This window comes from Amycolatopsis sp. NPDC088138 (assembly GCF_044741685.1).
GTDB lineage: Bacteria > Actinomycetota > Actinomycetes > Mycobacteriales > Pseudonocardiaceae > Amycolatopsis.
In genome coordinates, this window is sequence record NZ_JBIUTB010000003.1 from 153,334 (window position 1) to 176,716 (window position 23,383).

The following is a 23,383-nucleotide window of genomic DNA, read 5'->3' on the forward strand; positions in this document are numbered from 1 at the left end:
TCCCATGCCTGCCATTCCCTCGCTCGGCGGCCTTCGCGGCCGCGGCAACAGCCGGGCCAAAGGCGTGCCCGTCCGGCCGATCCCGGTGCCGCTGTCCGCCTACGTCGTGGACTGCGCGGTGTACGTCGGCGGCAAGCGCCTGCCCGGCCGCTGGACGCACATCGAGGCGATCAAAGAGGTCCGCAAGCGCCACGAGGGGTTCGTCTGGATCGGGCTGCACGAGCCCGACGCGAACCAGATCCAGGGCATCGCGGAGACGTTCGGGCTGCACGAGCTGGCCGTCGAAGACGCACTCGAGGCGCACCAGCGGCCGAAGCTGGAGCGCTACGACGACACGCTGTTCCTGGTGGTCAAGACCGTCCGGTACGTCGAGCACGAGTCGCCCACCACGGCGAACGAGATCGTCGAGACCGGCGAGCTGATGGTGTTCCTCGGCCGCGACTTCGTGATCACCGTCCGGCACGGCAACCACTCCGGGCTGGCCCGGCTGCGCCGTGAGCTGGACGACGACCCGGAGCGGCTGCAGCTCGGCCCGGCCGCGGTCGTGCACGCCATCTCCGACCACGTCGTCGACCACTACCTCGACGTCACGGGCCGGATCGAGAACGACATCGACGTGATGGAGGCGCAGGTCTTCGCGCCGCGGTCGCAGGTCAGCGCCGAGCAGATCTACCTGATGAAGCGGGAGGTCCTGGAGCTGCGCCGCGCGGTGATGCCGCTCGCGACGCCGGTCCAGCGGCTGGCCGAGGGCTACACGCGGCTGGTGCCGGACGAGGTCCGCTCCTACTTCCGCGACGTCGCCGACCACCTCACGACCGTGTCGGAGCGGGTGGCGGCGTTCGACGAGCTGCTGTCCACCCTGGTCGACGCGACCGTCGCGAAGATCTCGCTGCAGCAGAACACCGACATGCGCAAGATCACGTCGTGGGCGGCGATCATCACCGTGCCGACGATGATCGCCGGGATCTACGGCATGAACTTCGACTACCTGCCCGAACTGCACTGGAAGTTCGGGTACCCGCTGGTGATCACCGTGATCCTGGCGATCTGCCTGTTGCTGTACCGAATATTCCGGAAGAACGGCTGGCTCTAGGTCCCCTTTTTCCCACTGCCGGAATCGGAGAATTCGTGATGCCTCGCATGCTGTCCAACCTCAAGGCCTGGGCCCTCGCCCTCAGCCTGCTCTGGATCTTCGTCATCACTTTCGTCATCGTCGCCGACCCCGGGTTCGCGCACGGCATGAAGTGACGCCCGGGCGTCGTACCCTGGGTCCGTGACAAAAGCGCTGGTGGTCGCGGACGAGGTGGACGAGCGGTTGTGGACCGACGCGGTCCGCACCCGCCCCGTCGACCTCGTCATCGGCGCCGGCGACCTCCCCTACGACTACCTGGCGTTCCTCGCCAGCGCGCTGGACGCGCCGTGCGTGTTCGTGCCCGGCAACCACGACCCGGACCTGAGCGGCTACACCCGCTACGGCGGACTGTCCATGAAGGACGGTTTCCCGACGGTCTGGCCGGGCCCGGCGGGCGGCGTCAACGCCGACGGCAGGGTCGTCGACGTCGCCGGGATCCGGTTCGCCGGGCTCGGCGGCTCGATCCGGTACAACGACGGGCCGAACCAGTGGACCCAACGCCAGCAGGGGCGCCGGGCCCGCGCGCTGGAGCGGCGCGCCCGGTGGCGGCACCGCCGCGACGGCCGCGACGTCGACGTCCTGCTGACGCACTCACCGCCGTTGGACCTCGGTGACCGGGAGGACCCGCCGCACCGCGGGTTCTCCTGCCTGCACCGGACGATCGAGCGGCTGCGGCCGAAGTGGCTGCTGCACGGGCACATCCACCCCCACGGCGAGCCGGTGCCCGACCGGGTCGTCGGTGCCACGCGGATCCGCAACGTGGTGGGCCACCGGATCATGGAGTTATCGTGAAAGAGACGGGATTCCCACGCGCGGACGCCGAAAACGACTTCCTCCGCGCCCGGCGCCAGCAGGTGCTTTCGCGCCTATCGACGTGGCTGCGGCGCGAGCCCGACGACGTCAACATCATGCTGCCGTTCCACGAAGTGGTGGAGGCGCTCGGGTATCTCGGCGAGAGCCGGATCGGCCTGCGGGTGATCAAGCTGGACTCGATCGCCGGCACGGTCGACCGCAGCCGCGACTTCGACCGCCGCTTCCGCCCGACCTCCGGCCGCGTCCGCGAGCGCTGGGAACGCCTGGCCCTGGCCGCCCGCCGCGGCGAGGACATCCCGCCGATCGAGGTCTACCGGGTCGGCGAGCTCCACTTCATCATCGACGGCCACCACCGGGTCTCGGTCGCCCACGCGCAGGGACTGTCCACAATAGAGGCATCGGTGACGGTGGTCCGCACCAAACTGGACCCGAGCGGCATCCGCCACCGCGGCGACCTGATCGTCAAGGACTACCGCCGGCTGTTCCTGGAGCGCGTCCCCCTGACCGGCCACGCGAGGGCGTCGGTGATCGTGACGGACCCGTGGGACTACGCGAAACTGGGCGAACACGTGGAAGCGTGGGGCTTCCGGCTGATGCAGGACGAGGGGAAGTTCTGCGACCGCGTGAGCATCGCCCAGCGCTGGTTCGAGGAGGAGTTCGTCCCGGTGGTGGGGATGCTGCGCCAGGCGGACATGGTCGGTGATCGGACGGACGCCGAGGCGTACATGTGGGTGGCGGCGGAGCGGTACCGGCTGATCCGGACCCATCGGTGGGACGACGAGGTCATCGAGCAGTTGCGGAGCAAGCGCTAGCTAGAGCCGCAGGACGTACCAGGTGTGGCCCTGGAGCAGCCAGATCCGGTCACCACGGCACACCCACCGCAGCGGCTTCCCGAGACCGGTCCCATCCGGCAGCGCGAGTGGCACCGGATCTCCCGGCACGACCTCGTCCTCGGTCAGACGGGCGGGTTCGAGGTGCCAGTAGTAGCTGCCGTACTCACCGGCCTTCGAGAGGAACACGGCCTCGGCACCCGAGACGGCCACCCCGTGTGGCCGCCGCAGCGGTGACTTCCGGACCGAGCGGACCCCGTCGAGACCCACTTCGACCAGCGGTAGCGCGGTGTAGGGCACGGCCCAGGTCCGCCGCTCCGCCACGTTGAGGACGTAGCAGTCCATCCAGTAGAGGCCTGGTTCGTGCTCCGCGCGCCACGCCGGCTCTCCCGTCGTGGTCCACCGGATCAGGCCGGGGTGGTTGCGGAGTTCGCCGCCGTCGAGGATCGTGGCCACGTCGAAGTAGCTGATCCAGATGTCCCCGCCCGGGCCGGTGACCACGGCTTCGATCCCGTCACCGGCGTGGAACTCCGTCACGGTGCGGCCGGCGGCGTCGAGGATCCGGCCGTTGCGCGGGGCCTCGTGGCCGCTCCGGACCCGGCACCGGCTGTCGACCAGCACGAAGCCCTCACCTGCGGCGTCGATCATCGGGTACCGCCCCGGATCGGTCACCCGGCCGGACGGCGTTCCGTCCACCAGCAGGGTCCCGTCGGCGTACAGCGCGATCATCCGGCCGGAAGCATCCACTGTGGACGCGACCACGTCACCGTCCGGCAAGGTTCCCCAGAGTTCCAGCACTCCGGGATCTTCCCAGGCCACCTAGCCCATCGGGAAGGTGCGCCCCACCCAGACCTCTGCTTCCGAGCTGGTCTGGTACTCCGGCTGGTAGCTGCCCGACGCGACCACCACGCCCAGCCCGTACAGCAGCTCCGCCTGGGTCTGGGAAACCACGCCGTACGCGCCGACCTTCACGCCCATCTCCTCCGCGCGCTCCACCAGCTGGCGGACGTTGCGGCGGGCCCACGCCGGGGCGTCGTCGGCGGCCAGGACGTCGACTATCGGGCCGCGCAGCATCACCGCCGGGGCCGGGATCGCGTGGGCCGGGACCAGTTCCAGCTCCGGGAGGCCCGTGATGTTCAGGACGAACAGCACCCCGAGCCGCGCCAGGTGGCCCAGGGAGTCGATCAGGTCGCCGCGGTCGTCGATCAGGGACTCCGCGTCCGCGCACAGCATCAGGTGCCGGGGCTCGAGGCCCGCGCGGTCCAGCTCGGCGCGGACCATGGCGACCAGGTCGGCGTCGATCGCCATGCGGCGGGGCAGGGTCAGGCACACCATGGGCGCGCCGTCGCCGAAGCGGGCCTGCCAGCTCGCCTTCGTCTCCAGCGCCCTCCGCAGCAGGTGCTTGCCGAGCGGCACCGTCATCCCGGTCGTCTCCGCCAGCGCGTAGAACTCCTCCGCCCGCAGCCGGCCGCGGGTCGGGTGGTTCCACAGCAGGGCCGCGTTGAGCGACGTCACGATCTGGGCGTCCGGCAGCACGACGTGCGGCTGGTAGACGACGGTGATCTGCCCCAGCTCCAGCGCGCCGGCGATGGCCGACGCGAGCCGGTAGCGGTCGCGGTCGTCGCGGCCCGAGCGCGGGTCGAACACCACCCACTGCGCCTTGCCAAGCTCCTTCGCGCGGTGCAGCGCCACTTCCGCGGAACGGATCAGGTCGTCGTGCTCGGCGCCCGGCACCTCCGCGACGACGATGCCCGCGCTGGCGCTCACCCCGACGCCGACACCCTGGGCGTAGACGGGTTTGGCCAGCTCGCAGATGGTCTGCTCGACCAGCTTCACCACCGCCGACGGCTCGAGCTCGCCGCGCAGCGCCACGGCGAACCCGTCGCCGAAGAGCCGGGCCACAAAACCCTTGGCGGGCGCGAAAACCGCGCGCAGCGTGCCCGCGACGCCGCGCAGCACCTTGTCGGCGACCTCGGTGCCGAGGCCGTCGTTGACGACCTTGAAACCGTCGATGTCCAGGAACACCAACCCGATCCGCCCCTGGTCGCGGTCGGCGAGCATCCCTTCGAGCCGGGAGCGGAAGTGCGCGCTGTTGGGCAGGCCGGTCAGCGGGTCGTGCAGGCTCTGGTGCTGGATGGTCTCCTGCAGCTGCCGCAGGTCGTGCGTGTCCTCGAACATCAGGATCGGGTACCGGGAACGCTCCCCCGGCAACGTCGTCGCCGTCAGCCGGACGAGCCGGGAGGCGTCGGGCCGGGAGCGGATCGCGAGCCGGTCCAGCACGCGGTCCCCGGTTTCGAGGGCCGCGGCCAGCGCCGACCGGTCCCGCGCGGTCGCCCCCAGCTCCTCGGCGCGCGTGCCGAGGAGCTCGCCTTCGTCGCCGATGCGCGCCAGCTTCAGGAAAGCCGGGTTGGCGGCCCCGATCATCCCCTTGGGGTCTACGAGAACCACGCCGGACGGGCACTTTTCGTAGAAGGTGGCGAACCTTGCTTCGCCACCGCGTGAGGCCAGTACCTCCCGCGCGAAGTCGACGACCATCGACTCCCGGTCGGCGGCTCCGGCTTCCGCTACCGCGGCGGCCAGCCGCCGGGCGGCGTCCACGAGATCCGGCGCCACCTCAGGCTCCCGCAAGGTCCACCCCTTAACACTCGATCGGGTTTTCCACCGCACCACGCGAACACTTCGGTGTCTACCACCCGATCGGGTGCCTCGGTCCAAAGTGGATCTTCAGCCGAGACCCGGCGTGAGCGCCAGCCCCCTGACCTGCGCGGCGTTCAACGCCGGTTCCGGCCGCTGCACCGGAACCCGCACACCCTTCTGCACCAGAACCCCGCTGTTGTTGGCCGAGAACTCGATGTTCGCCCCCGGCGCGACCAGCGACGCGCGGTAGGTCAGCACGCCGTTCGCGCTCTCGGTCACCTTCCGCAGGCCACCTTCCTTCAGCTGCTCGACCTCGCAGCTCACCTGGTCCGGGACGCCGGTGCCGCACCGCGCCATCGCGAACCCGCCGTCGCCGAGCAGCGCCGTGAAGTAGACCGAGCCCGAACCCCGCTCGTCGGTGACCCGGACGCCCATGTGGAACACGGCTTCCCGCGGCGTGTCCCCCACCGCGTCGGCGACCAGGTGGAACGGGTCCGCCGGCGGCGTTTCCCCCGGGATCGTCAGCCGTTCGACCTTCGCCCCCGGCGGCAGCATCGAGCGCACCGCGTTGCCGACGACGCAGCTCAGCCGGTCGACGATCTGCTCCCGCGTCTCCCCCGCCGACGCCGACGGGCAGGCCGGTCCGGCGATCTCTCCCTGACGGGGCAACGCGATCACGGCCGCGCCGAGCGCCAGCAGCACCACCAGCACCGACGCCGACGCCACCAGCAGCCGGGTGCGCCGGGAGCGGCGGCCCCGCGCCAGGATCGTGTCCCCGTCGAGGCCGATCGGGGGTTCGCCTTCGGTCACGTACGCCGTGAGCGCGGACCGGACGTCGAGGTCTTCCATCACCACTCCTCCGTCGTCGTCGGCGCGGGGAGGGCGGCACGCAGCGCCTCGACCCCGCGGGCGGTCTGGCTCTTCACGGTGCCTTCGGCGACGCCGAGCAGGGCCGCGACCTCGGCCACCGGCAGGTCTTCGAGGAACCGCAGCACGACCATCGCGCGCTGTCTCGGCGTCAGCCCGGTCAGGGCGCGCTCGAGGTCGACGCGGTCGTGGCTGTCGTGGCCGGGGGCCGACGCCCGATCGGGTGGATCGGACGTCACGTGCTCACGGCCGGCTTTCTTGCGCCCGGCGAGGAACGCGTTCAGCAGGATGCGCCGCGCGTAGGCGTCGACGGTGTCCGGCCGGACCCGGCGCCATCGCCGGTACAGCTGGACGAACATGGCTTGCACGAGGTCTTCGGCGCCGTGCCAGTCCCCGCAGAGCGCGAACGCCACCCGCCGGAACCGCTGCACCCGCGCCCCGAAGTACTCGCTGAAGTCGAGGTCTCTCGAAGCCCCCATCCGGCCCTCCTTCGCACATTCTCACCCTTACTAGTGCGCGGAGGGCCGGATCGGTTCAAGCGGGCTTTACATGTGGACGACGCCCGGCGCCGCCTCACCCTTCGGGGCGCCCGGGCGCAGCAGCAGGCCGCTGAGCACCGCGCCGACCGCGAAGATGACACCGGCCCAGGTGAACGCCGTCGTGTAGCTCTCGATCGAGGCTTCGGCCACCAGCTGCGGCGTCGGCACCTTGTTCGCGAGGTACGACGTCGCCGCGTTGCCCGCGAGGGTGGACAGCAGCGCCGTGCCGATCGAGCCGCCGACCTGCTGCATGGTGTTGACCGCCGCGGACGCGACCCCGGCGTCGTGCGCCTCGACGCCGAACGTCGCGACGCTCATCGCCGGCGCCATCGCCAGGCCGATGCCCAGGCCCATCACCAGCAGCGGGCCGAGGACCCCGCTGGCGTACGTGCTCTCCAGGTCGATGCGGCTGAGCCAGAACAGCCCGACCGCGGCGATCGCCATGCCCGTGGGCACCAGCGGCCGCGGGCCGAACCGCGGCAGCAGCACGGCCGTCGCCGTCGTGGCGGCCAGCATCAGCGTCGCCACCATCGGCAGGAAGCCGACACCGCTCTGGATCGGCGTGAACTTCAGGTTCTGCTGCACGTAGAACGTCAGGAACAGGAAGATCGCGAACATGCCGATGGCCAGCAGGAACATCGCCAGGTACGAGCCGCCGCGGTTGCGGTCGAGCAGCACGCGCAGCGGCAGGAGCGGGTGCGAGACGCGCTGCTGCAGCCACACGAAGACGCCCAGCAGCACCACACCGGCCCCGAGGAAGCCCCACACCGAGACCGAAGACCACGAGTCGGACTCGGCGTTCGCGAAGCCGAAGACGAGCGCGAAGAGACCGGCCGACGCGGTGACCGTGCCTGGCAGGTCGAGCTTCGGGCGCGGGCCGTCGTCACGCTGGTTGCGCAGCAGGATCGAGCTGCCCGCGAACGCGAGCACGGCGAAGATGATGTTGACGAACATGCACCAGCGCCAGTCGAGGTACTCGGTCAGCACGCCGCCGAGCAGCAGCCCGACCGCCGCGCCGCCACCGCCGATGGCCCCGAACACGCCGAACGCGCGGCCGCGCTCCTTCGGGTCGGTGAACGTCGTGGTCAGCAGCGAAAGCGCGGCCGGCGCGAGCAGCGCGCCGAACACACCCTGTGCCGCACGCGCGATCAGCAGCATCTCGATGTTGCTCGCCGCTCCCCCGAGCGCGGACACCGCGGCGAAGCCGGCCAGGCCGACGAGCAGCGTGTTCTTGCGGCCGAAGAGGTCCGCGAGCCGCCCGCCGAGCAGCAGCAGGCTGCCGAACGCGAGCGCGTACGCGGTGACGACCCACTGCCGCGCGTCGTTGGAAAAGCCCAGGTCGAGCTGGGCCGAGGGCAGCGCGATGTTCACGACGGTCGCGTCGAGAACGACCATCAGCTGGGCCAGGCCGATCATCACGAGGATCAGCCACCGTCTGGCGTGGTGGGGGTTCTCGGCGGCGCGCGCGTCCCCCGACGGCGCGACAACGAGGGTGGACTCGGTCATGGGTGTCCTCACTGAAAGTGATCAGGAAGCTATGTGGAGTAGGTATCTCCCCTTACGTGGCCCAAGGTACACAAGAACCGGAGAAGGTGCCTCTACTTCATTGGTAGGATGGGACGCATGACACGGGACGCGAGTCCCGCCGCACCGGCGCGGCCGCTGCGGCGTGACGCCGAATTGAACCGCCGCCGCATCCTCCAGGCCGCCCGCGAGGTGTTCGGCCGCCGCGGCCTCGAAGCCACCCTGGACGACATCGCGCACCACGCCGGTCTCGGCGTCGGCACGGTCTACCGGCGCTTCCCCAGCAAGGAACACCTGGTCGAGGCGATGTTCGCCGAGCGCATGGAGGAAATCGGCGACCTCGCCGCGGAGGCGCTGCGGGCCGAAGACGCGTGGCAGGCGTTCGTCGACTTCACGTGGAAGGCCGCCGAGCTGCATTCGACGGACCGCGGGCTGCGCGAGATCATGCTGTCGAACAAGTTCGGCCACGAGCACGTCGCGGACGCGAAAGCGCGCATGGTGCCGTTGATCACACAGCTCGTCGAGCGGGCCAAGGCGGCGGGCGGCCTGCGGGCCGACTTCGCTCCGACGGACCTCCCGCTGCTGCACATGATGGTCGGCTCGGTCGTCGAGTTCACGTGCGCGGTGGACGCCACGCTCTGGCGGCGCTGCCTGGGGATGCTGCTCGACGGCCTCCGCGCCGAACCGGGCAAGGCGACGGAGCTGCCGCACCCGCCGCTGGACGAGCGGGAGATCGACGAAGCGATGTGCTCCTGGCGGCCCTGAGAAACTCCGATACCGCACCAGAAAGCCAGGCGGGTGTCGAAATCCCCGCCTGGCTCGGCTTTCCCGCGTCCGTCACTCGGACGGGATGACCGCCCACATGATGAGGTAGGCCACGAACTGCGGCCCGGGCAGCAGGCAGGACAGCACGGCCAGCAGCCGCACGGTGCCGGTCTTCATGCCGTACCTCTGCGCGAGGGCCGCGCAGACGCCGCCGATCATGCGACCGTGGTGCGGGCGGCTCAGTCGCCGGGTGACCGGTGCGCTCATCGTCTTTCCCTTTCCTCGAACTTCCTGTTGTTCCCACTTCACCATCGGAGTACCCGCTTCCGCATCACTCGCGCGGACCACAACTCCCTTAGGGGACGGCAAAGGCGAAAGTTGTTCAGAGACCGGTGAAACCGCCGTCCGCGACCCGGAGGTTCCGGCGACCTGCGCGTTTGTCGCGCACCTTGCGGAAAATAGTGAGAGATGTCCCCGTCAGGGCTGGTTTTTCGCGCCGATGTGGTGATACTTGCACCCCGTGTACCCGCGCCTGAAGTCCTTGGTCGTCGCGATGCTCTGCGCCCTGCTCACGGCGGGCTGCGCGGGCACCGAGGCGGCGCCCGCCCCCGCCGACCAGTCCGGGCCCTCGCCGCTGACAGCGTCCGCCGCGCTCGGCGACTACGCCACCGTCGACTACTGCAGCCTGCTCGACGTGGCCGCGGTCGTCCCCGGCGCGACCGCCGTCCCGACGTTCGAGAACTGCCAGGCCGGCCTCGGGTCGCGCACCGTCCTCGTCGGGCCGCTGGCGTCCGACGCCGACCCGAACATCAAGCCGTACGACTACCTCGGGCCGATCCCCGACGGTGTCGCGGTGCAGCAGTCGACGTTCAACGACCAGAGCGCCTGCAACCGCGCGATCACGTTCGCCGACGGCACCCGGCTCGAGCTGTCGGTGACCGACAGCGGCGCCGGCGACCCGGCGTCGCGGTGCAAGACCGCGGACGCGGCCGTCGGCTCGGCCCTGGCCACGATCACGGCGGGCAAGGTCGGGCGGCTGAGTTTCCCGGAGCGGTCGTGGGGCGGCATCGCGCCGTGCGCGCTGCTCGACGGCCACGACGTCGACGCCGCGGCGGGCGCCGGCACCCAGCCCACGGTCGGGCTGACCGGGCACGCCTGCATCCGCGGCAACGTCGGCCTCAAGCTGACGGTGGAGACGGCACCCCCGGCCGGTCCGGCCGAGACGCTCGGCGGCCGCGAGGCCCACGTCCGGACCGAGGGCGCGTTCTGCCTGGTCGACACCACCCAGCCCGCGCCGGGCCTGCCCGGCCGGCGCGAGCTGGCGGAGATCAGCGTGGTGGAGACGGCGGGCACGGCCGGCGACGGCACGTGCACCCTGGCCCGCTCGGCGGCGACGTCGATCCTGCCGCGGCTGCCGAAGGCCTGACAGCGTGGTCCCGCTCGCCCGCGCCCGAAACGCCGTGAGGGGCACCTTCAGGGACTTCTAGTCCCTGAAGGTGCCCCTCACGGCACTACTACTGCCGGCTAGTCCTCGTAGGTGAGGTTCTTGCCGTTGGACGGGTCGAACAGCTTGACCTTGTCCGCGTCGAACCAGACCTCGAGGTCGGAGTTCTCCTTCGCGGCCGACTCCGCCGAGAGGCGGGCCACGATCTGGGACTCCGAACCCGGGACGTCAGCCGAACCGCTGTCCGCCGCCAGTTCCGCGAGCTCCGCGGACGTGGCGGTCTCCCCTTCGACGGTGAAGTGGGCGAACTTCTCCGACCCCATCGACTCGAGCACGTCGACGTGCGCGGTGAACGTGCCGCCGCCCGTCTTCTGGCCGGCTTCGACCAGCGCCGCGTCCTCGAAGTGCTCCGGCCGGATGCCGACGAGCACCTCGCGGGGCGCGTCCGCCTTCTCCACCAGGCGGCGGATCCGGTCGGTGAGCGGCGTGACGCCCAGCGGCGTGCGCAGCTCGTTGTTCTCCAGCGTGGCCGGCACGAAGTTCATCGACGGCGAGCCGATGAACCCCGCGACGAACAGGTTCGCCGGGTTTTCGTAGAGGAACTGCGGTGCGCCGATCTGCTGCACGAAACCGCCGCGCAGCACCACGACCCGGTCGCCGAGGGTCATGGCCTCGGTCTGGTCGTGCGTGACGTAGAGCGTCGTCGTGCCGAGCTGCTTCTGGATCTTCGACACCGACGTCCGCATCTGGCCGCGGAGCTTGGCGTCCAGGTTGGACAGTGGCTCGTCCATCAGGAACGCCTTGGGGTTGCGGACGATCGCCCGGCCCATCGCGACGCGCTGCCGCTGGCCACCGGAGAGGTTGGCCGGCTTGCGGTCCAGGTGCGCGGTCAGGTCGAGGATCGTCGCCGCTTCCTCCACCTTCGCCCGCACCGTCTTGTCGTCGACCTTGGCCAGCCGCAGCGGGAAGGCCATGTTCTCCCGCACGCTCATGTGCGGGTAGAGCGCGTAGGACTGGAACACCATCGCGATGTCCCGGTCCTTCGGGGCCTTCTCGTTGACGCGCTTGCCGTCGATGCGCAGCTCGCCGGAGGAGATGTCCTCCAGCCCCGCCACCATGTTCAGCATGGTCGACTTCCCGCAGCCGGACGGGCCGACCAGCACGAGGAACTCGCCGTCGCCGATGGTGATGTCCACTTCGGACACCGCGAGCGCGCCGTCGGGGTACTTCTTCGACACCTTGTCGAGGACGATTTCTGCCATGACTACCCCTTCACCGCACCGGAGGTCAGCCCCGCCACGATGCGACGCTGGAAGAACAACACGAACACAATGATCGGGATGGTGATGACGACCGCGGCCGCGCTCACCTGCCCGGTCGGGTCCTCGAACTGCGAGGACCCGGTGAAGAACGACAGCGCCGCCGGCACCGTGCGCGACGCCGTGGTCGACGTCAGCGAGATGGCGAACAGGAAGTCGTTCCAGCAGAAGATGAACACCAGGATCGCGGTGGTGAACACACCCGGCGCGGCCAGCGGTGCGATCACCTTCCGGAACGCCTGGGCCGGCGTCGCGCCGTCCATCTTCGCTGCCTTTTCCAGCTCCCACGGGATTTCCCGGAAGAACGCCGACAGCGTGTAGATCGACAGCGGCAGCGCGAACGTGATGTAGGGCAGGATCAGCCCCGGCCACGTGTCGAACAGCGCCAGGTTCCGCTCGATGTTGAACAGCGGCGTCACCAGCGAGACCTGCGGGAACATCGCGATCAGCAGCGAGAGCCCGACCAGCAGCTGCTTGCCGGGGAACTCGAGCCGGGCGATGGCGTAGGCGGCCATCGTGCCCAGCACCACCGCGATCACCGTGGAGATGATCGCGATGCCGATCGAGTTGACCAGTGCCAGCAGGAACTCCGAGGTCTGGAAGATGTCCGCGTAGTTCTGCCAGGTCCACGACTGCGGGATAAAGGACCCGTCGGTCAGCGTGTCCTTGGTCTTGAACGAAAGCGAGACCACCCAGAGCACCGGCACCAGCGCGAACACCAGCACGAGGATGTCGACGAGCCCCCAGCGAACTTTGCGGCCCGTCGTGACGGTTCCCATCACCATCAGCGTTTACCCCCAGTGTCCGAACCCGGTGCGGCCGTGCCGAACACCTTGATGAAGATGAACGCGATGATCGCCACCGTGATGAAGATCAGCACGGCCATCGTCGACCCGATCCCGAGGTTGAGGCCCTTGACCAGGTTGTCGTAGGTCTGCATGGACACCGAGCCGGTGTCCTGCGCGCCGCCGGTGAGGACGTAGATGTTGTCGAAGATCCGGAAGGCGTCGAGCGTGCGGAACAGCAGCGCCACCAGGATCGCCGGCTTCATCACCGGCAGCATCACCTTGGTGAAGCGCTGCCAGCCGTTCGCGCCGTCCATCGCGGCCGCCTTGAGCAGGTCGTCCGGCACCAGCGCCAGGCCGGCCATCAGCAGCAGCGCCATGAACGGCGTGGTCTTCCACACCTCGGCGCCGATGATGATGAACATCGACGGCCACTGCTCGGTGAGCGGCGCGCCGTCCGAGGCGAGCCAGTTCGCCAGGTAGCCGGTCTTCGGCGTCCACGCGTAGTACCACGAGAACGCCGCGACGACCGTGACGATGCCGTACGGGATCAGCGCGACCGTCCGGACGAGACCGCGCCCGACGAGCGTCCGGTGCATCACCAGCGCCAGCGCCATGCCGAGGACGAACTCGATCGCGACGGACACGACCGTCAGGAACATGGTCGTCCCGAACGCCGTCCACCAGTACGAATTGGACAGCACGGCGCCGTAGTTGTCGAAGCCGACGAACTGCTGCTGCGCCGGGAACCGCAGGTCGTACCGCTGCAGCGACAGCCAGATCGAGTAGATGATCGGGTAGCCGGTGACGGCGATCATCACGACGAAAGCGGGCGCGCACAGCCAGAGCCCGAGCTTCCGCTCGGCCTTCTTGCCCTCGGAGAGAGCGGGTTTGCCCTTCTTGTGGGACGTCGCCCCTTCGGCGACGGTGGCCCCGGCGGTGTCGGCCGGGGTGGAGTCCTGAACGGTCACGGGATCACTCCCTTCGACTGGAGCGCGTCGCTGAGCTGCTCACGCAGCTTGTCCGCGGTGGCCTTCGGGTCGATTTCGGCGGGCGGCGAAAGGATCTTCGACATCACCGTCGACATGTTCTGGTAGGCCGGGGTCAGGGGCCGCACCGCGGCGTCCTTCAGCGCGTCCAGGATGGAGTCGCGCATCGGGTACTTGATCGCCATGTTCGGGTTGTCGTCACCCGCCGGCTTGGACGGGTCGAGCGGCGTGTCGTTGTGGTACACCGATTCGATGGTCGGCGGCACGCCGTCGTTGATCGCGGAGAACTTCTGGTTCTCCGGACTGCGCAGGCAAAGCGCGGCTTCGTACGCTTCGGGCTTGTGCAGTGACAGCGAACTGACAGCGAGGTCGTATCCGCCGATCGTGGTCTTGGCCGGGGTACCGGGCACCGCTTCGGGGTAGACGGCCCACTTCATGTGCTGGACGTCCGATGCCTTGTCCTTCGCGTAGGAGGCGTAGACGAACGGCCAGTTCAGCTCGAACGCGGCGTCACCGCGCTGGAACGTCTGGCGGACGTCGTCCTCCTTCGAGTTGGTCAGCGACGCGTCGGTGATCCCCGAGTCGGTGATCTGCTTCAGCAGGGCGAGCGCTTTCACGGCGCCGTCGTCCATCACCACGGACTTGCCGTCGTCGGACAGGATGTGCCCGCCCATCGACTCGACCAGGGTGTTGTAGAAGACGACGAGGCCTTCGTACTGCGCGCCGGTGAAGACGATGCTGTACGGCTTGCCCTGCGCCTTCAGGTCCTTCGACTTCTGGATCATCTCGTCCCACGTCTTCGGTGGGGCCGGGGTGATCCGGTCGTCGTACCAGAGCAGCTGGATGTTCGTGTTCTTCGGGGCCGCGTAGAGCTTCCCGTTGTAGGTCGCGGTGTCCAGCGGTCCCTGCAGGACGCCTTCGGAAGCCGCGGCCTTGTTCTGGTCCTTCCATTCGTCGACCCAGCCGGCTTCGGCGAACTCCGAAACCCAGGTCACGTCGAGCCCCAGGACGTCCATCGCGGTGTCGCCCGCCGCCAGCCGCCGTGCCATCTGCAGGCGCTGGTCGTCCGAGCCGCGCTGGAGTTTGTTGTAGACGATCTCGTAGCGGCCGTTCGCCGCCTTGTTGCAGTTGTCCACGACCTTCTGGAAGCTGTCCTCAGGTGCGTAGTACACGTTGATCTTCAGACCACCGCCCGAGCCGCAGCCGGCCACTAGACCGGTCAGCAATGCCCCTGCCCCCAGCAGGGCGGCGGCACGGCCGGGCGATCGCCCCCGTTTGCCCGCGCCGATCCTCTTCCCCATCAGGCCTCCTCACCCGCGTGCACGCCGGTTACCGCGGTACCCGGTGGGCACCGCGACGCGATGAGGCGAACCGCGCCAGCACCCCGACGTGCTAGTGCTCGGGCCGCCACGCTGGTTGGGCGGGGCCGCCCGACTGGTGTCGGACAACTTATGCCGGGCGATCACACCCCGCAAGCAGTATCGGTAACGATTCAGGCCAGTGCATGCCGAACTGTGATTATCCCCTGATATTGACGGGAAAACTCACGACGGCGGTTTCAGCGCGAGCTTCGCCAGCAGTTCCCGGGCCTGCTCGGCCGAACGCGGCTGGCACAGGACGTCGTACCGGCCGGCCACCAGCTGGCTCGCCGACGAGAAGTCCCGCCGCCGCCCCCGGGACATGCCGTAGCCGATGGCGGCGAACACCAGCCCGGAGAGGATGCCCAGCACGAGCCCGGTGAGCACCTGCAGCGCGAAGCCCTGGTTGACGAACATCCCGAGCAGCAGCCCGGCGAACAGGCCGAACCAGGCCCCCGAGAAGGCGCCGGCGGCCAGGGCGCGGCCCCACGTCAGCTTCCCGATCACCCGCTCGACCAGCATGAGGTCGACGCCGACGATGGTGACGTCGGTGACCGCGAACTCGCTCTCGGCGAGGAAGTCGACGGCCTGCTGCGCCTCGCTGTAGGTCGCGTAGGACCCGATCGGCCAGCCGGTGGGCGGCGTCGGCAACCGCGGCAGGTTGCCGGGCGCCCGGCCCCCGCCGAAGGGACTACTCACCATCATCACCTGCGCCCTCGTGGTCCTGGGCGTCCATCTTGTCAAGAACGCCCGGGCCGTGCGAGCCGCTTACCCCGAAAGGCCGGACGCCGAATTGTCGATACAGAGACAATCCGGCGCCGGAACCTCAGGAGCGGGACTTGTATTCGCGCAGCAGGCCGCGGCTGATGATCGTCTTCTGGATCTCGCTCGTGCCCTCGCCGATCAGCAGGAACGGCGCCTCGCGCATCAGGCGCTCGATCTCGTACTCCTTCGAGTAGCCGTAACCGCCGTGGATGCGGAACGAGTCCTGCGTGACCTCGGCGCAGTACTCCGACGCGATCAGCTTGGCCATGCCCGCCTCGACGTCGTTGCGCTCACCCGAGTCCTTGAGCCGGGCCGCGTTCACCATCATCAGGTGGGCCGCCTCGACCTTGGTCGCCATCTCGGCCAGCTTGAACGCCACGGCCTGGTGCTCGGCGATCGCCTTGCCGAACGTCTTGCGCTGCTGGGCGTACTCCACCGCCAGCTCGAACGCCCGGATCGCGATGCCGCACGCCCGGGCCGCGACGTTCACGCGGCCGACCTCGACACCGTCCATCATGTACGCGAAGCCCTTGCCCGGCGCCTCGCCGAGGACCATGTCCGCGCCGATCTCGTAGCCGTCGAACACCGCTTCGGTGGTGTCGACGCCCTTGTAGCCCATCTTGTCGATCTTGCCGGGGATGGTCAGTCCCGGCGCCACCTCGCCGAAGCCCTCGGGCTTCTCGACGAGGAACGTCGTCAGGTTCTGGTGGGGCTTCTCGGCGCCTTCGTCGGTCTTCACGAGCAGCGCGATCAGGGTGGACGAGCCGCCGTTCGTCAGCCACATCTTCGAGCCGTCGATGACGTACCCGTCGCCGGTCTTCTTGGCGCGCGTCTTGATCGCGGCGACGTCGGAGCCGAGGTCCGGCTCGGACATCGAGAAGGACCCGCGGACCTCGCCGGTCGCCATCCGCGGCAGGAAGTGCTGCTTCTGCGCTTCGGTGCCGTGGCGGGCGATCATGTGCGCCACGATGAAGTGCGTGTTGATCACGCCGGACACGCTCATCCAGCCCCGCGCGATCTCCTCGACGACCAGCGCGTAGGTCAGCAGCGACTCGCCGAGCCCGCCGTACTCCTCCGGGATGGTGATCCCGAACAGGCCCATCTCCTTCATGCCCTCGACGATGTCGGCCGGGTACGTGTCGGAGTGCTCGAGCTCCTGCGCGTGCGGGATGACCTCCTTGTCCACGAACGAGCGGACGGTCGCGAGGATCTCCGACTGCACGTCGGACAGGCCGGCGGTCTGGGCGAGACGGGCCATCACGGCTCCCTTTCCGGTTACGACGCCGCTCCCGGCGCTGGGTTACCGGTGAGTATGACCCGAAACGGGCCACCCTGCTATGAGGGCGCTCACGCCCGCCGGGTCCGCGGGCTCGCGGATCTGCCCGGCGGGCGCCGACGGCGCCTGCCGCTGACCGGCTAAGTTGAGGACCTGCACGCACCGAGGGGGCCCTTGATGACCGACCCGTCCGGCGACAAGGACAAGCCGTCCACGTCGTACGACCCGCCGTCGAACACCGAGCCGTCGTCGTACGACCCGGCGTCCTACGAGCCGCCTGCGACCGCGGACCCGACCTTCGACAGCACGGTCCCGGACACCACGGTCTCCGACACCACCTCGGCCGACACCGACACGACGGTCGCCGACACGTCCGGCACCACCGCGCCAGACTCGGACCCGACGGCTTCGGCAGACCCCGGGCTCCCGCCCGGCGCGTACGAGACGCCCGCGGCGCACATCCCCGGCACGCCGTACGCGGCACCGGGTCACCCGCAGCAGGCCTACCCCCAGCAGCCCTACCCCCAGCCCTACGTGCAGCAGCCGTACCCGCCGGCCTACGGCGCGCCGTACGCACCGCCCGCGCCCTACGCGCGGCCGCCGTACACCATGCCCCCGCGCTCCCAGGACAACGCGCTGGCCATCGGCGCGCTGGTCTGCTCGATCCTCGGCTTCTGCTCCGCCGGCGTCACGGCGATCGCCGGGCTGATCATGGGCCACATCGCGCTGAGCCGCACCAACCGCGGCGAAGGCGGCGGCCGCGGCGTCGCCTTGGGCGCCGTGATCGTCGGCTACGTCGTCATCGCCCTGCTGGTCGGCTTCTTCACGACCTTCATCATCCTGGGCGTGAACGGCCAGTTCGACAGCTAGGCGGCTAGTCCGCCGCCGGCAGCGCCGCGTCGCCGGGGGTGCGCGGCGACGGCGTCCCGTGCCCGTTCGCCTCCGGTTTCGCTTCCACCGCTTCGGGTTCCGGCGCCGGAGCGACGGGCGCCGCCGGGGCCGCGGGGGCCTTCGGCGTGTGGGCGTCGAGGAAGCGCAGCAGCTCCACCGGGAACGGCAGGATCAGCGTCGAGTTCTTCTCCGACGACACCTGGACCACCGTCTCCAGCAGCCGCAGCTGCATCGCCGACGGCGTGTCCTCCATCGTCGCGGCGGCCTGCGCGAGCTTGTGCGACGCCTGCAGCTCACCGTCGGCGGAGATGACACGCGCCCGGCGTTCCCGCTCCGCCTCGGCCTGCCGGGACATCGAGCGCTTCATCGCCTCGGGCAGTGCGACGTCCTTGATCTCGACCTTGTCGATGTGGATGCCCCAGTCCAGCGCCGGGCTGTCGATCATCAGCTCGAGCCCCTCGTTGAGGTGCTCGCGGTTCGAGAGCAGGTCGTCGAGCTCGCTCTTGCCGATGATCGAGCGCAGGGACGTCTGCGCGACCTGGCCGACCGCGGCCCGGTAGTCCTGCACGTTGACCGCGGCGACGACGGGGTCGATCACCTTGAAGTAGACGACCGCGTCGACCCGGACCGTGACGTTGTCGCGGGTGATGCCGTCCTGCGCGGGCACCGGCATGGTCACGATCTGCATGTTGACCTTCTGCATCCGGTCCACGAACGGGACCAGCAGCTTCAGGCCGGGCTCCTGCACCCGGGACCGCACCCGGCCGAACCGGAAGATGAGGCCGCGTTCGTACTGCTTGACGACGCGCACGCCGGCCGCGAGCCAGGCTCCGCCCAGTACGACGACGGCACTGACGATCTCCACCACCATGGCTGCTCCCGGGGTTGGGTTTTCCCCTGAAAACCCAGCGTACGCCCGTGGGCACCATGGCGAAACGCGCTGGACGCGGCGGCCAGACTGGGGTGGTGAACGATCTCCGCGTGCCCCCGGTCTTCGCCGCCAGGGCGCCCCGCGTGCTCGGCCCCGCGGCCGTCCCCTGGCTCGCCGCCCTGCCGGCCCTCGCCGCCGGGTACGCCCGTAAGTGGGGGCTGACGTTCGAAGGTGAGGCGATGCACGGTTACGTCGGTGTCGTGCAGCCCGCGCGCCTGCCCGACGGCACGCCGGTGGTGCTGAAGCTCGGCTGGCGCGACGGCGAATCGGCCGACGAGCCGGTCGCACTGTCCACATGGGCCGGTCGGGGTGCGGTGCTGCTGCTGGATTCCGCGCCCGGGGACGGCGTTCTGCTGCTGGAGCGGCTCGACGCCGGGCGCACGCTCGACGACCTCCCGCTGCGCGAGGCGATCCCGGTCCTGGGCGAGCTGGCGCGGCGCCTCGCCGTGCCCGCGCCGCCGCAGCTGTCCCGGAGTGTGCGCGGGGAGGCTTCGAGGCTGGTCGAGGAGCTTCCGCGACGCTGGGCCGAGCTGGGCGGGCCGTTCGACCGGCGGCTCGTCGACGACGCCGTCGCGATCTGCCGCGAGCTGGGGCCGTCGTCGGGATCGGCGCTGGTGAACGAGGACCTGCACTTCCAGAACGTGCTCGCCGGGCGGCGGGAGCCGTGGCTGGTCATCGACCCCAAGCCGCTGGCCGGCGACCTCGAGTACGCCGTGATCCCGTTGTTCTGGAACCGCTTCACCGAGTCCACACTGGACGAACGGCTGGCGCTGATCGTCGCGTCGCAGGAGCTCGACGCCGGGAAGGCGCGGGCCTGGACGCTCGTGCGGGCCGTGCAGAACTGGCTCTGGAGGGTCGAAGAGTCCGCCGAACACGGCGAAGACAGCGACGACCCGGCCTTCGTCACAGTGCCGGAAATCGCCGCGTGGGCGGCCAGCCGATAAGGTCGGCGCCATGGCCGGGGTCAACAGGGTTTTCGCAGCTCAGCTGTCGGGTTTGCCGGTGTTCGGCCCCGACGGCGAGTCCATCGGCCGGGTCCGCGACCTCGTCGCCGGGCTGCGCCTCGACACGCAGCCGCCGCGGATCCTCGGCGTGGTCGTCGAGCTGACCACCCGGCGGCGGGTGTTCGTGCCGATGCTGCGGGTCACCGCGATCGAGCCGAGCGCCATCACGCTGGCCACCGGCTCGGTCAACATGCGCCAGTTCAACCAGCGGCCCAACGAGGTCCTGGTGCTCGGCCAGCTGCTCGACGCGCACGCGACGCTGGCCGGGTCGGACACCCGCGTCACCGTCGTCGACGCCGGGATGGAGCCGACCCGCACCCGCGACTGGGTGCTGGCGAAGCTCGCCATCCGGGAGCGGCGGATCGGGCTGGGCCGCCGCCGCTCGGCGATGCAGGTGCTGCCGTGGGCGGAGGTGGCCGGGCTCAGCCTGACCGACATCACCGGCCAGCAGCAGGGCGCCGGGCAGCTGCTCATGCTGTTCGACACCATGCGCTCGGTCGACGTCGCCGCGACGATCCGCGACCTGCCGCTCAAGCGCCGGCACGAGGTCGCCGACGCGATGGACGACGAGCGCCTCGCCGACGTCCTCGAAGAGCTGCCCGACGACGACCAGAAGGAGCTGCTGTCCTACCTCGCCGAGGAGCGCGCGGCCGACATCCTCGAGGCGATGAGCCCGGACGACGCCGCCGACCTGCTCGCCGAGCTGGCCCCGGCCGAGCAGAGCCGGCTGCTGGAGCTGATGGAGCCGGAGGAGTCGGCGCCGGTCAGGCGGCTGCTGGCCTACTCGTCCGACACCGCGGGCGGCCTGATGACCCCCGAGCCCGTGGTCCTCACGCCCGACACCACGATCGCCGAGGCGCTGGCACACATCCGCAACGCCGAGCTGCCGCCGGCGCTGGCCAGCATGGTGTTCGTCTGCCGCCCGCCGACCGCGACGCCGACCGGGCGCTTCGTCGGGGTCGTGCACTTCCAGCGGCTGCTGCGCGAACCACCGGCCGAGCTGGTGGCCAGCGCCGTCGACACCGGGCTGGCGGCGCTGCGGCCCAACGCGACCCTGCCCGAGGTCACGCGCTACTTCGCGGCCTACAACCTGACCTGCGGACCGGTCGTCGACAGCGAGGACCACCTGATCGGCGCGGTGACCGTGGACGACGTGCTCGACCACCTGCTGCCCGAGGACTGGCGCGAGACCGGGCTGCACGACACGACCGGCGAGACCGGCGAACAACTGGAGGCCGAGCGTGCCTGAACTGACGTCCGGACGGCGGCTGGACCAGCCACGCAGCCAGAACCGGTTCAAGCTGAACATCGATCCGGACACCTTCGGCAGGCTCACCGAGCGCGTCGCCCGGTTCCTGGGCACCGGGAAGTACCTGTTCTGGCAGACGCTGCTCGTGATCGTCTGGATCGCGATGAACCTCGCCGCGGTGTCGCTGCAGTGGGACCCGTACCCGTTCATCCTGCTCAACCTGGCCTTTTCGACGCAGGCGGCGTACGCGGCGCCGCTGATCCTGCTCGCGCAGAACCGGCAGGACGACCGCGACCGCGTCTCGCTGGAAGAGGACCGGAACCGGGCCCTGCAGACGAAGGCCGACACGGAGTACCTGGCCCGGGAGCTGGCGGCGCTGCGGCTGGCCGTCGGCGAGGTGGCGACCCGGGACTACCTGCGCAGCGAGCTGGACCGGCTGCGGGAGGACCTGTCGGTGAAGCCACGGAAGGCCAAGGCCGACCGCACTCCTACCGGCTCGTAACATGGACGGGGTGACCAGCACTCAGCAGCTCCCCAGCGTCGACGACGTCCGCAGCGCGCTGAAGAGCGTGCAAGACCCCGAGATCCACAAACCCATCACGGACCTGGGGATGGTGAAGGACGTCGTCGTCGGCGACGACGGCGTGGTCACCGTCGGGATCTACCTGACCGTGGCCGGCTGCCCGCTGAAGGCGACGCTGACCAACGACACGAAGGAAGCCGTCTCGAAGCTCCCCGGCGTCGCCGACGTCCGGGTCGAGCTCGACGTGATGAACGACGAGCAGCGCACCGAGCTGCGGAAGTCGCTGCGCGGGGAGACCACCGAACCGGTCATCCCGTTCGCGCAGCCGGGCTCGATGACGCGGGTGTACTGCGTCGCGTCCGGCAAGGGCGGCGTCGGCAAGTCGTCGGTCACGGTGAACCTGGCCGCGGCGATGGTGCAGCGCGGGCTCTCGGTGGGCGTCGTCGACGCGGACATCTACGGCCACTCGATCCCCCGCATGCTGGGCACCCGCGAGAAGCCGACCAAGGTCGACACGATGATCATGCCGCCGCAGGCGCACGGCGTGAAGGTGATCTCGATCGGCATGTTCACCCCGGGCAACACCCCGGTGGTGTGGCGCGGCCCGATGCTGCACCGCGCGCTGCAGCAGTTCCTGGCGGACGTGTTCTGGGGCGACCTCGACATCCTGCTGCTGGACCTGCCGCCGGGCACCGGCGACATCGCGATCTCGGTGGCCCAGCTGATCCCGAACGCGGAGATCCTGGTCGTCACCACCCCGCAGCAGGCGGCGGCCGAGGTGGCCGAGCGCGCGGGCGCGATCGCGCTGCAGACGCGTCAGCGCGTCGCGGGGGTCATCGAGAACATGTCGTGGCTGGAGCAGGAAGACGGCTCTCGCCTGGAGATCTTCGGCTCGGGCGGCGGCCAGTCGGTGGCGGACTCGCTGACGAAGTCGATCGGCTCGGACGTCCCGCTGCTGGGCCAGGTGCCGCTGGACCCGCGCCTGCGTGAACAGGGTGACTCGGGCACGCCGCTGGTGCTGTCGGACCCGGAGGCCCCGGCTTCGCTGGTGCTGAAGGACGCGGCGAAGAAGCTGACGGTCCGGGCGCGCGGGCTGGCCGGGATGATGCTGAACGTGACGCCCGCGGGACGCTGAGCGGTTCCGTTTCGAAGGCCACTTCCCGTCGCGGGGAGTGGCCTTCGGTGTGCTCGGGGGTTGGGGCCCGCCCCCCGGATTCCACGCTACCGCAGGGCACCGACGGTTTCGGGCGCGCTCAAGCGGGTGCGGTGCGGTTGTCCACAGCCGGCCGGGTTACGTGGCGTCCGGGTCGATCGGGGGGCGCTCGCCCGGCTTCAGCGGCTCCGGCGCGGCCGGGGCCGCGGTGTAGCCGTTCGAGCCGTTGGTGGTCCCGTTGGAGCCGCCGTTGGTGATGCCCTTGATGCCGAGCGGGTCGCTGTCACCGTCGAAGAGGTGCTGCGTCACCACGCGTTTCGGGTCGAAGTTGCGCAGCCCGCGCAGGTCTTCGAGCGGCTTGCGGAGCTGGTCGAACTCCGGGCCCATCTCCTCGCGGAGCTGCTCCTTGGCGCCGGTCGCGAAGTCGCGGACCTTCTTCACGCTCTTCGCGAGCCAGGACGCCGCCTCGGGCAGCCGCTCCGGGCCGAGGATGAAAAGACCGGCGATGATGAGGACGAGGATCTCCCCCCATCCGACACTGTCGAACACCCGTCAACCTCCGCTCGGAACCTACCCGCCCAGGGTACTC

At 70.0% G+C, this 23,383-nt stretch carries 24 protein-coding genes; 10 read left to right on the top strand and 14 right to left on the bottom strand.

All coding sequences use genetic code 11. The annotated features are described in order from the left end of the window. Window positions 1–4 precede the first annotated feature (4 nt). The 3 genes from corA to ACIOD2_RS15610 all read left to right on the top strand — a co-directional run bounded on the left by corA (window position 5) and on the right by ACIOD2_RS15610 (window position 2,757). Complete coding sequence (gene corA, locus ACIOD2_RS15600; RefSeq protein WP_400538313.1) at window positions 5–1,093, top strand: magnesium/cobalt transporter CorA; 1,089 nt, start codon at window positions 5–7, stop codon at window positions 1,091–1,093. Window positions 1,094–1,273: 180 nt separating this feature from the next. Continuing rightward, a complete protein-coding gene (locus tag ACIOD2_RS15605) occupies window positions 1,274–1,924 on the top strand; it encodes a metallophosphoesterase (RefSeq protein WP_400538315.1) in 651 nt (216 codons plus the stop codon). Continuing rightward, window positions 1,921–2,757, top strand: a complete 837-nt coding sequence (locus ACIOD2_RS15610; RefSeq protein WP_400538316.1) for a chromosome partitioning protein ParB — start codon at window positions 1,921–1,923, stop codon at window positions 2,755–2,757. Before ACIOD2_RS15605 ends, ACIOD2_RS15610 begins: the two co-directional genes overlap by 4 nt. Here the strand turns inward: ACIOD2_RS15610 and ACIOD2_RS15615 are convergent, their stop codons facing one another. From ACIOD2_RS15615 to ACIOD2_RS15635, 5 genes are all read right to left on the bottom strand, one after another. Next, entirely contained in the window at window positions 2,758–3,573 is an 816-nt protein-coding gene (locus ACIOD2_RS15615; protein ID WP_400538318.1) for a hypothetical protein, read from the bottom strand. A gap of 21 nt (window positions 3,574–3,594) precedes the next feature. Continuing rightward, complete coding sequence (locus ACIOD2_RS15620) at window positions 3,595–5,403, bottom strand: diguanylate cyclase domain-containing protein (RefSeq protein ID WP_400538320.1); 1,809 nt, start codon at window positions 5,401–5,403, stop codon at window positions 3,595–3,597. Window positions 5,404–5,499: 96 nt separating this feature from the next. Further along, on the bottom strand, window positions 5,500–6,261 hold the full coding sequence (locus ACIOD2_RS15625) for a hypothetical protein (RefSeq protein ID WP_400538323.1): 762 nt from the start codon (window positions 6,259–6,261) through the stop codon (window positions 5,500–5,502). After that, the gene (locus ACIOD2_RS15630; RefSeq protein ID WP_400538326.1) at window positions 6,261–6,758 is read right to left on the bottom strand and encodes a SigE family RNA polymerase sigma factor; all 498 of its coding nucleotides are present in this window, start codon (window positions 6,756–6,758) and stop codon (window positions 6,261–6,263) included. Before ACIOD2_RS15630 ends, ACIOD2_RS15625 begins: the two co-directional genes overlap by 1 nt. Before the next feature lie 66 nt (window positions 6,759–6,824). Beyond that, on the bottom strand, window positions 6,825–8,324 hold the full coding sequence (locus ACIOD2_RS15635; RefSeq protein ID WP_400538328.1) for an MFS transporter: 1,500 nt from the start codon (window positions 8,322–8,324) through the stop codon (window positions 6,825–6,827). Window positions 8,325–8,441: 117 nt separating this feature from the next. On the opposite strand from ACIOD2_RS15635, the gene ACIOD2_RS15640 reads away from it, so the two are divergent. Further along, entirely contained in the window at window positions 8,442–9,107 is a 666-nt protein-coding gene (locus tag ACIOD2_RS15640; protein ID WP_400538330.1) for a TetR/AcrR family transcriptional regulator, read from the top strand. A gap of 72 nt (window positions 9,108–9,179) precedes the next feature. Here the strand turns inward: ACIOD2_RS15640 and ACIOD2_RS15645 are convergent, their stop codons facing one another. Next, entirely contained in the window at window positions 9,180–9,374 is a 195-nt protein-coding gene (locus ACIOD2_RS15645) for a PspC domain-containing protein (RefSeq protein ID WP_392762909.1), read from the bottom strand. A gap of 286 nt (window positions 9,375–9,660) precedes the next feature. On the opposite strand from ACIOD2_RS15645, the gene ACIOD2_RS15650 reads away from it, so the two are divergent. Beyond that, complete coding sequence (locus ACIOD2_RS15650; RefSeq protein WP_400540351.1) at window positions 9,661–10,533, top strand: hypothetical protein; 873 nt, start codon at window positions 9,661–9,663, stop codon at window positions 10,531–10,533. Between the two features lie 98 nt (window positions 10,534–10,631). Here the strand turns inward: ACIOD2_RS15650 and ACIOD2_RS15655 are convergent, their stop codons facing one another. From ACIOD2_RS15655 to ACIOD2_RS15680, 6 genes are all read right to left on the bottom strand, one after another. Continuing rightward, window positions 10,632–11,813, bottom strand: coding sequence for an ABC transporter ATP-binding protein (locus ACIOD2_RS15655; protein WP_400538333.1), 1,182 nt, complete (start codon window positions 11,811–11,813; stop codon window positions 10,632–10,634). 2 nt (window positions 11,814–11,815) lie between these two features. Continuing rightward, window positions 11,816–12,655 carry a carbohydrate ABC transporter permease gene (locus ACIOD2_RS15660; RefSeq protein ID WP_400538335.1) on the bottom strand — a complete coding sequence of 280 codons (840 nt, stop codon included), beginning with the start codon at window positions 12,653–12,655 and terminating at the stop codon, window positions 11,816–11,818. Next, window positions 12,655–13,626: a carbohydrate ABC transporter permease gene (locus ACIOD2_RS15665; RefSeq protein ID WP_400538337.1), complete on the bottom strand. Its 972-nt coding sequence runs from the start codon at window positions 13,624–13,626 to the stop codon at window positions 12,655–12,657. The genes ACIOD2_RS15660 and ACIOD2_RS15665 overlap by 1 nt, the downstream gene beginning before the upstream one ends. Beyond that, window positions 13,623–14,945: an ABC transporter substrate-binding protein gene (locus ACIOD2_RS15670; protein ID WP_400538340.1), complete on the bottom strand. Its 1,323-nt coding sequence runs from the start codon at window positions 14,943–14,945 to the stop codon at window positions 13,623–13,625. The genes ACIOD2_RS15665 and ACIOD2_RS15670 overlap by 4 nt, the downstream gene beginning before the upstream one ends. 243 nt (window positions 14,946–15,188) lie before the next feature. Further along, the gene (locus tag ACIOD2_RS15675; RefSeq protein ID WP_400538342.1) at window positions 15,189–15,707 is read right to left on the bottom strand and encodes a general stress protein; all 519 of its coding nucleotides are present in this window, start codon (window positions 15,705–15,707) and stop codon (window positions 15,189–15,191) included. Between the two features lie 121 nt (window positions 15,708–15,828). Then, entirely contained in the window at window positions 15,829–17,025 is a 1,197-nt protein-coding gene (locus tag ACIOD2_RS15680) for an acyl-CoA dehydrogenase family protein (protein WP_400538344.1), read from the bottom strand. A 195-nt stretch (window positions 17,026–17,220) separates the two neighbouring features. Here ACIOD2_RS15680 and ACIOD2_RS15685 point away from each other — a divergent pair, with 195 nt between their 5' ends. Further along, a complete protein-coding gene (locus tag ACIOD2_RS15685; RefSeq protein ID WP_400538347.1) occupies window positions 17,221–17,913 on the top strand; it encodes a DUF4190 domain-containing protein in 693 nt (230 codons plus the stop codon). Between the two features lie 4 nt (window positions 17,914–17,917). Here ACIOD2_RS15685 and ACIOD2_RS15690 read toward each other — a convergent pair whose 3' ends face one another. Beyond that, entirely contained in the window at window positions 17,918–18,805 is an 888-nt protein-coding gene (locus tag ACIOD2_RS15690) for a slipin family protein (protein ID WP_400538350.1), read from the bottom strand. Window positions 18,806–18,897: 92 nt separating this feature from the next. Here ACIOD2_RS15690 and ACIOD2_RS15695 point away from each other — a divergent pair, with 92 nt between their 5' ends. Genes ACIOD2_RS15695 through ACIOD2_RS15710 form a run of 4 tightly spaced genes read left to right on the top strand, consistent with a single transcriptional unit; the run spans window position 18,898 to window position 22,776 of the window. Then, window positions 18,898–19,809, top strand: coding sequence for an aminoglycoside phosphotransferase family protein (locus ACIOD2_RS15695; RefSeq protein ID WP_400538352.1), 912 nt, complete (start codon window positions 18,898–18,900; stop codon window positions 19,807–19,809). Window positions 19,810–19,819: 10 nt separating this feature from the next. Then, entirely contained in the window at window positions 19,820–21,118 is a 1,299-nt protein-coding gene (locus ACIOD2_RS15700; RefSeq protein ID WP_400538353.1) for a magnesium transporter MgtE N-terminal domain-containing protein, read from the top strand. Continuing rightward, window positions 21,111–21,620: a DUF1003 domain-containing protein gene (locus ACIOD2_RS15705; RefSeq protein WP_400538355.1), complete on the top strand. Its 510-nt coding sequence runs from the start codon at window positions 21,111–21,113 to the stop codon at window positions 21,618–21,620. The genes ACIOD2_RS15700 and ACIOD2_RS15705 overlap by 8 nt, the downstream gene beginning before the upstream one ends. A 10-nt stretch (window positions 21,621–21,630) precedes the next feature. Beyond that, window positions 21,631–22,776 (top strand): Mrp/NBP35 family ATP-binding protein, encoded by a 1,146-nt coding sequence (locus tag ACIOD2_RS15710; RefSeq protein WP_400538357.1) that lies wholly within the window; start codon window positions 21,631–21,633, stop codon window positions 22,774–22,776. Window positions 22,777–22,932: 156 nt separating this feature from the next. Here the strand turns inward: ACIOD2_RS15710 and tatB are convergent, their stop codons facing one another. Beyond that, window positions 22,933–23,343: a Sec-independent protein translocase protein TatB gene (gene tatB, locus ACIOD2_RS15715; RefSeq protein WP_400538359.1), complete on the bottom strand. Its 411-nt coding sequence runs from the start codon at window positions 23,341–23,343 to the stop codon at window positions 22,933–22,935. Between the last annotated feature and the right edge of the window lie 40 nt (window positions 23,344–23,383).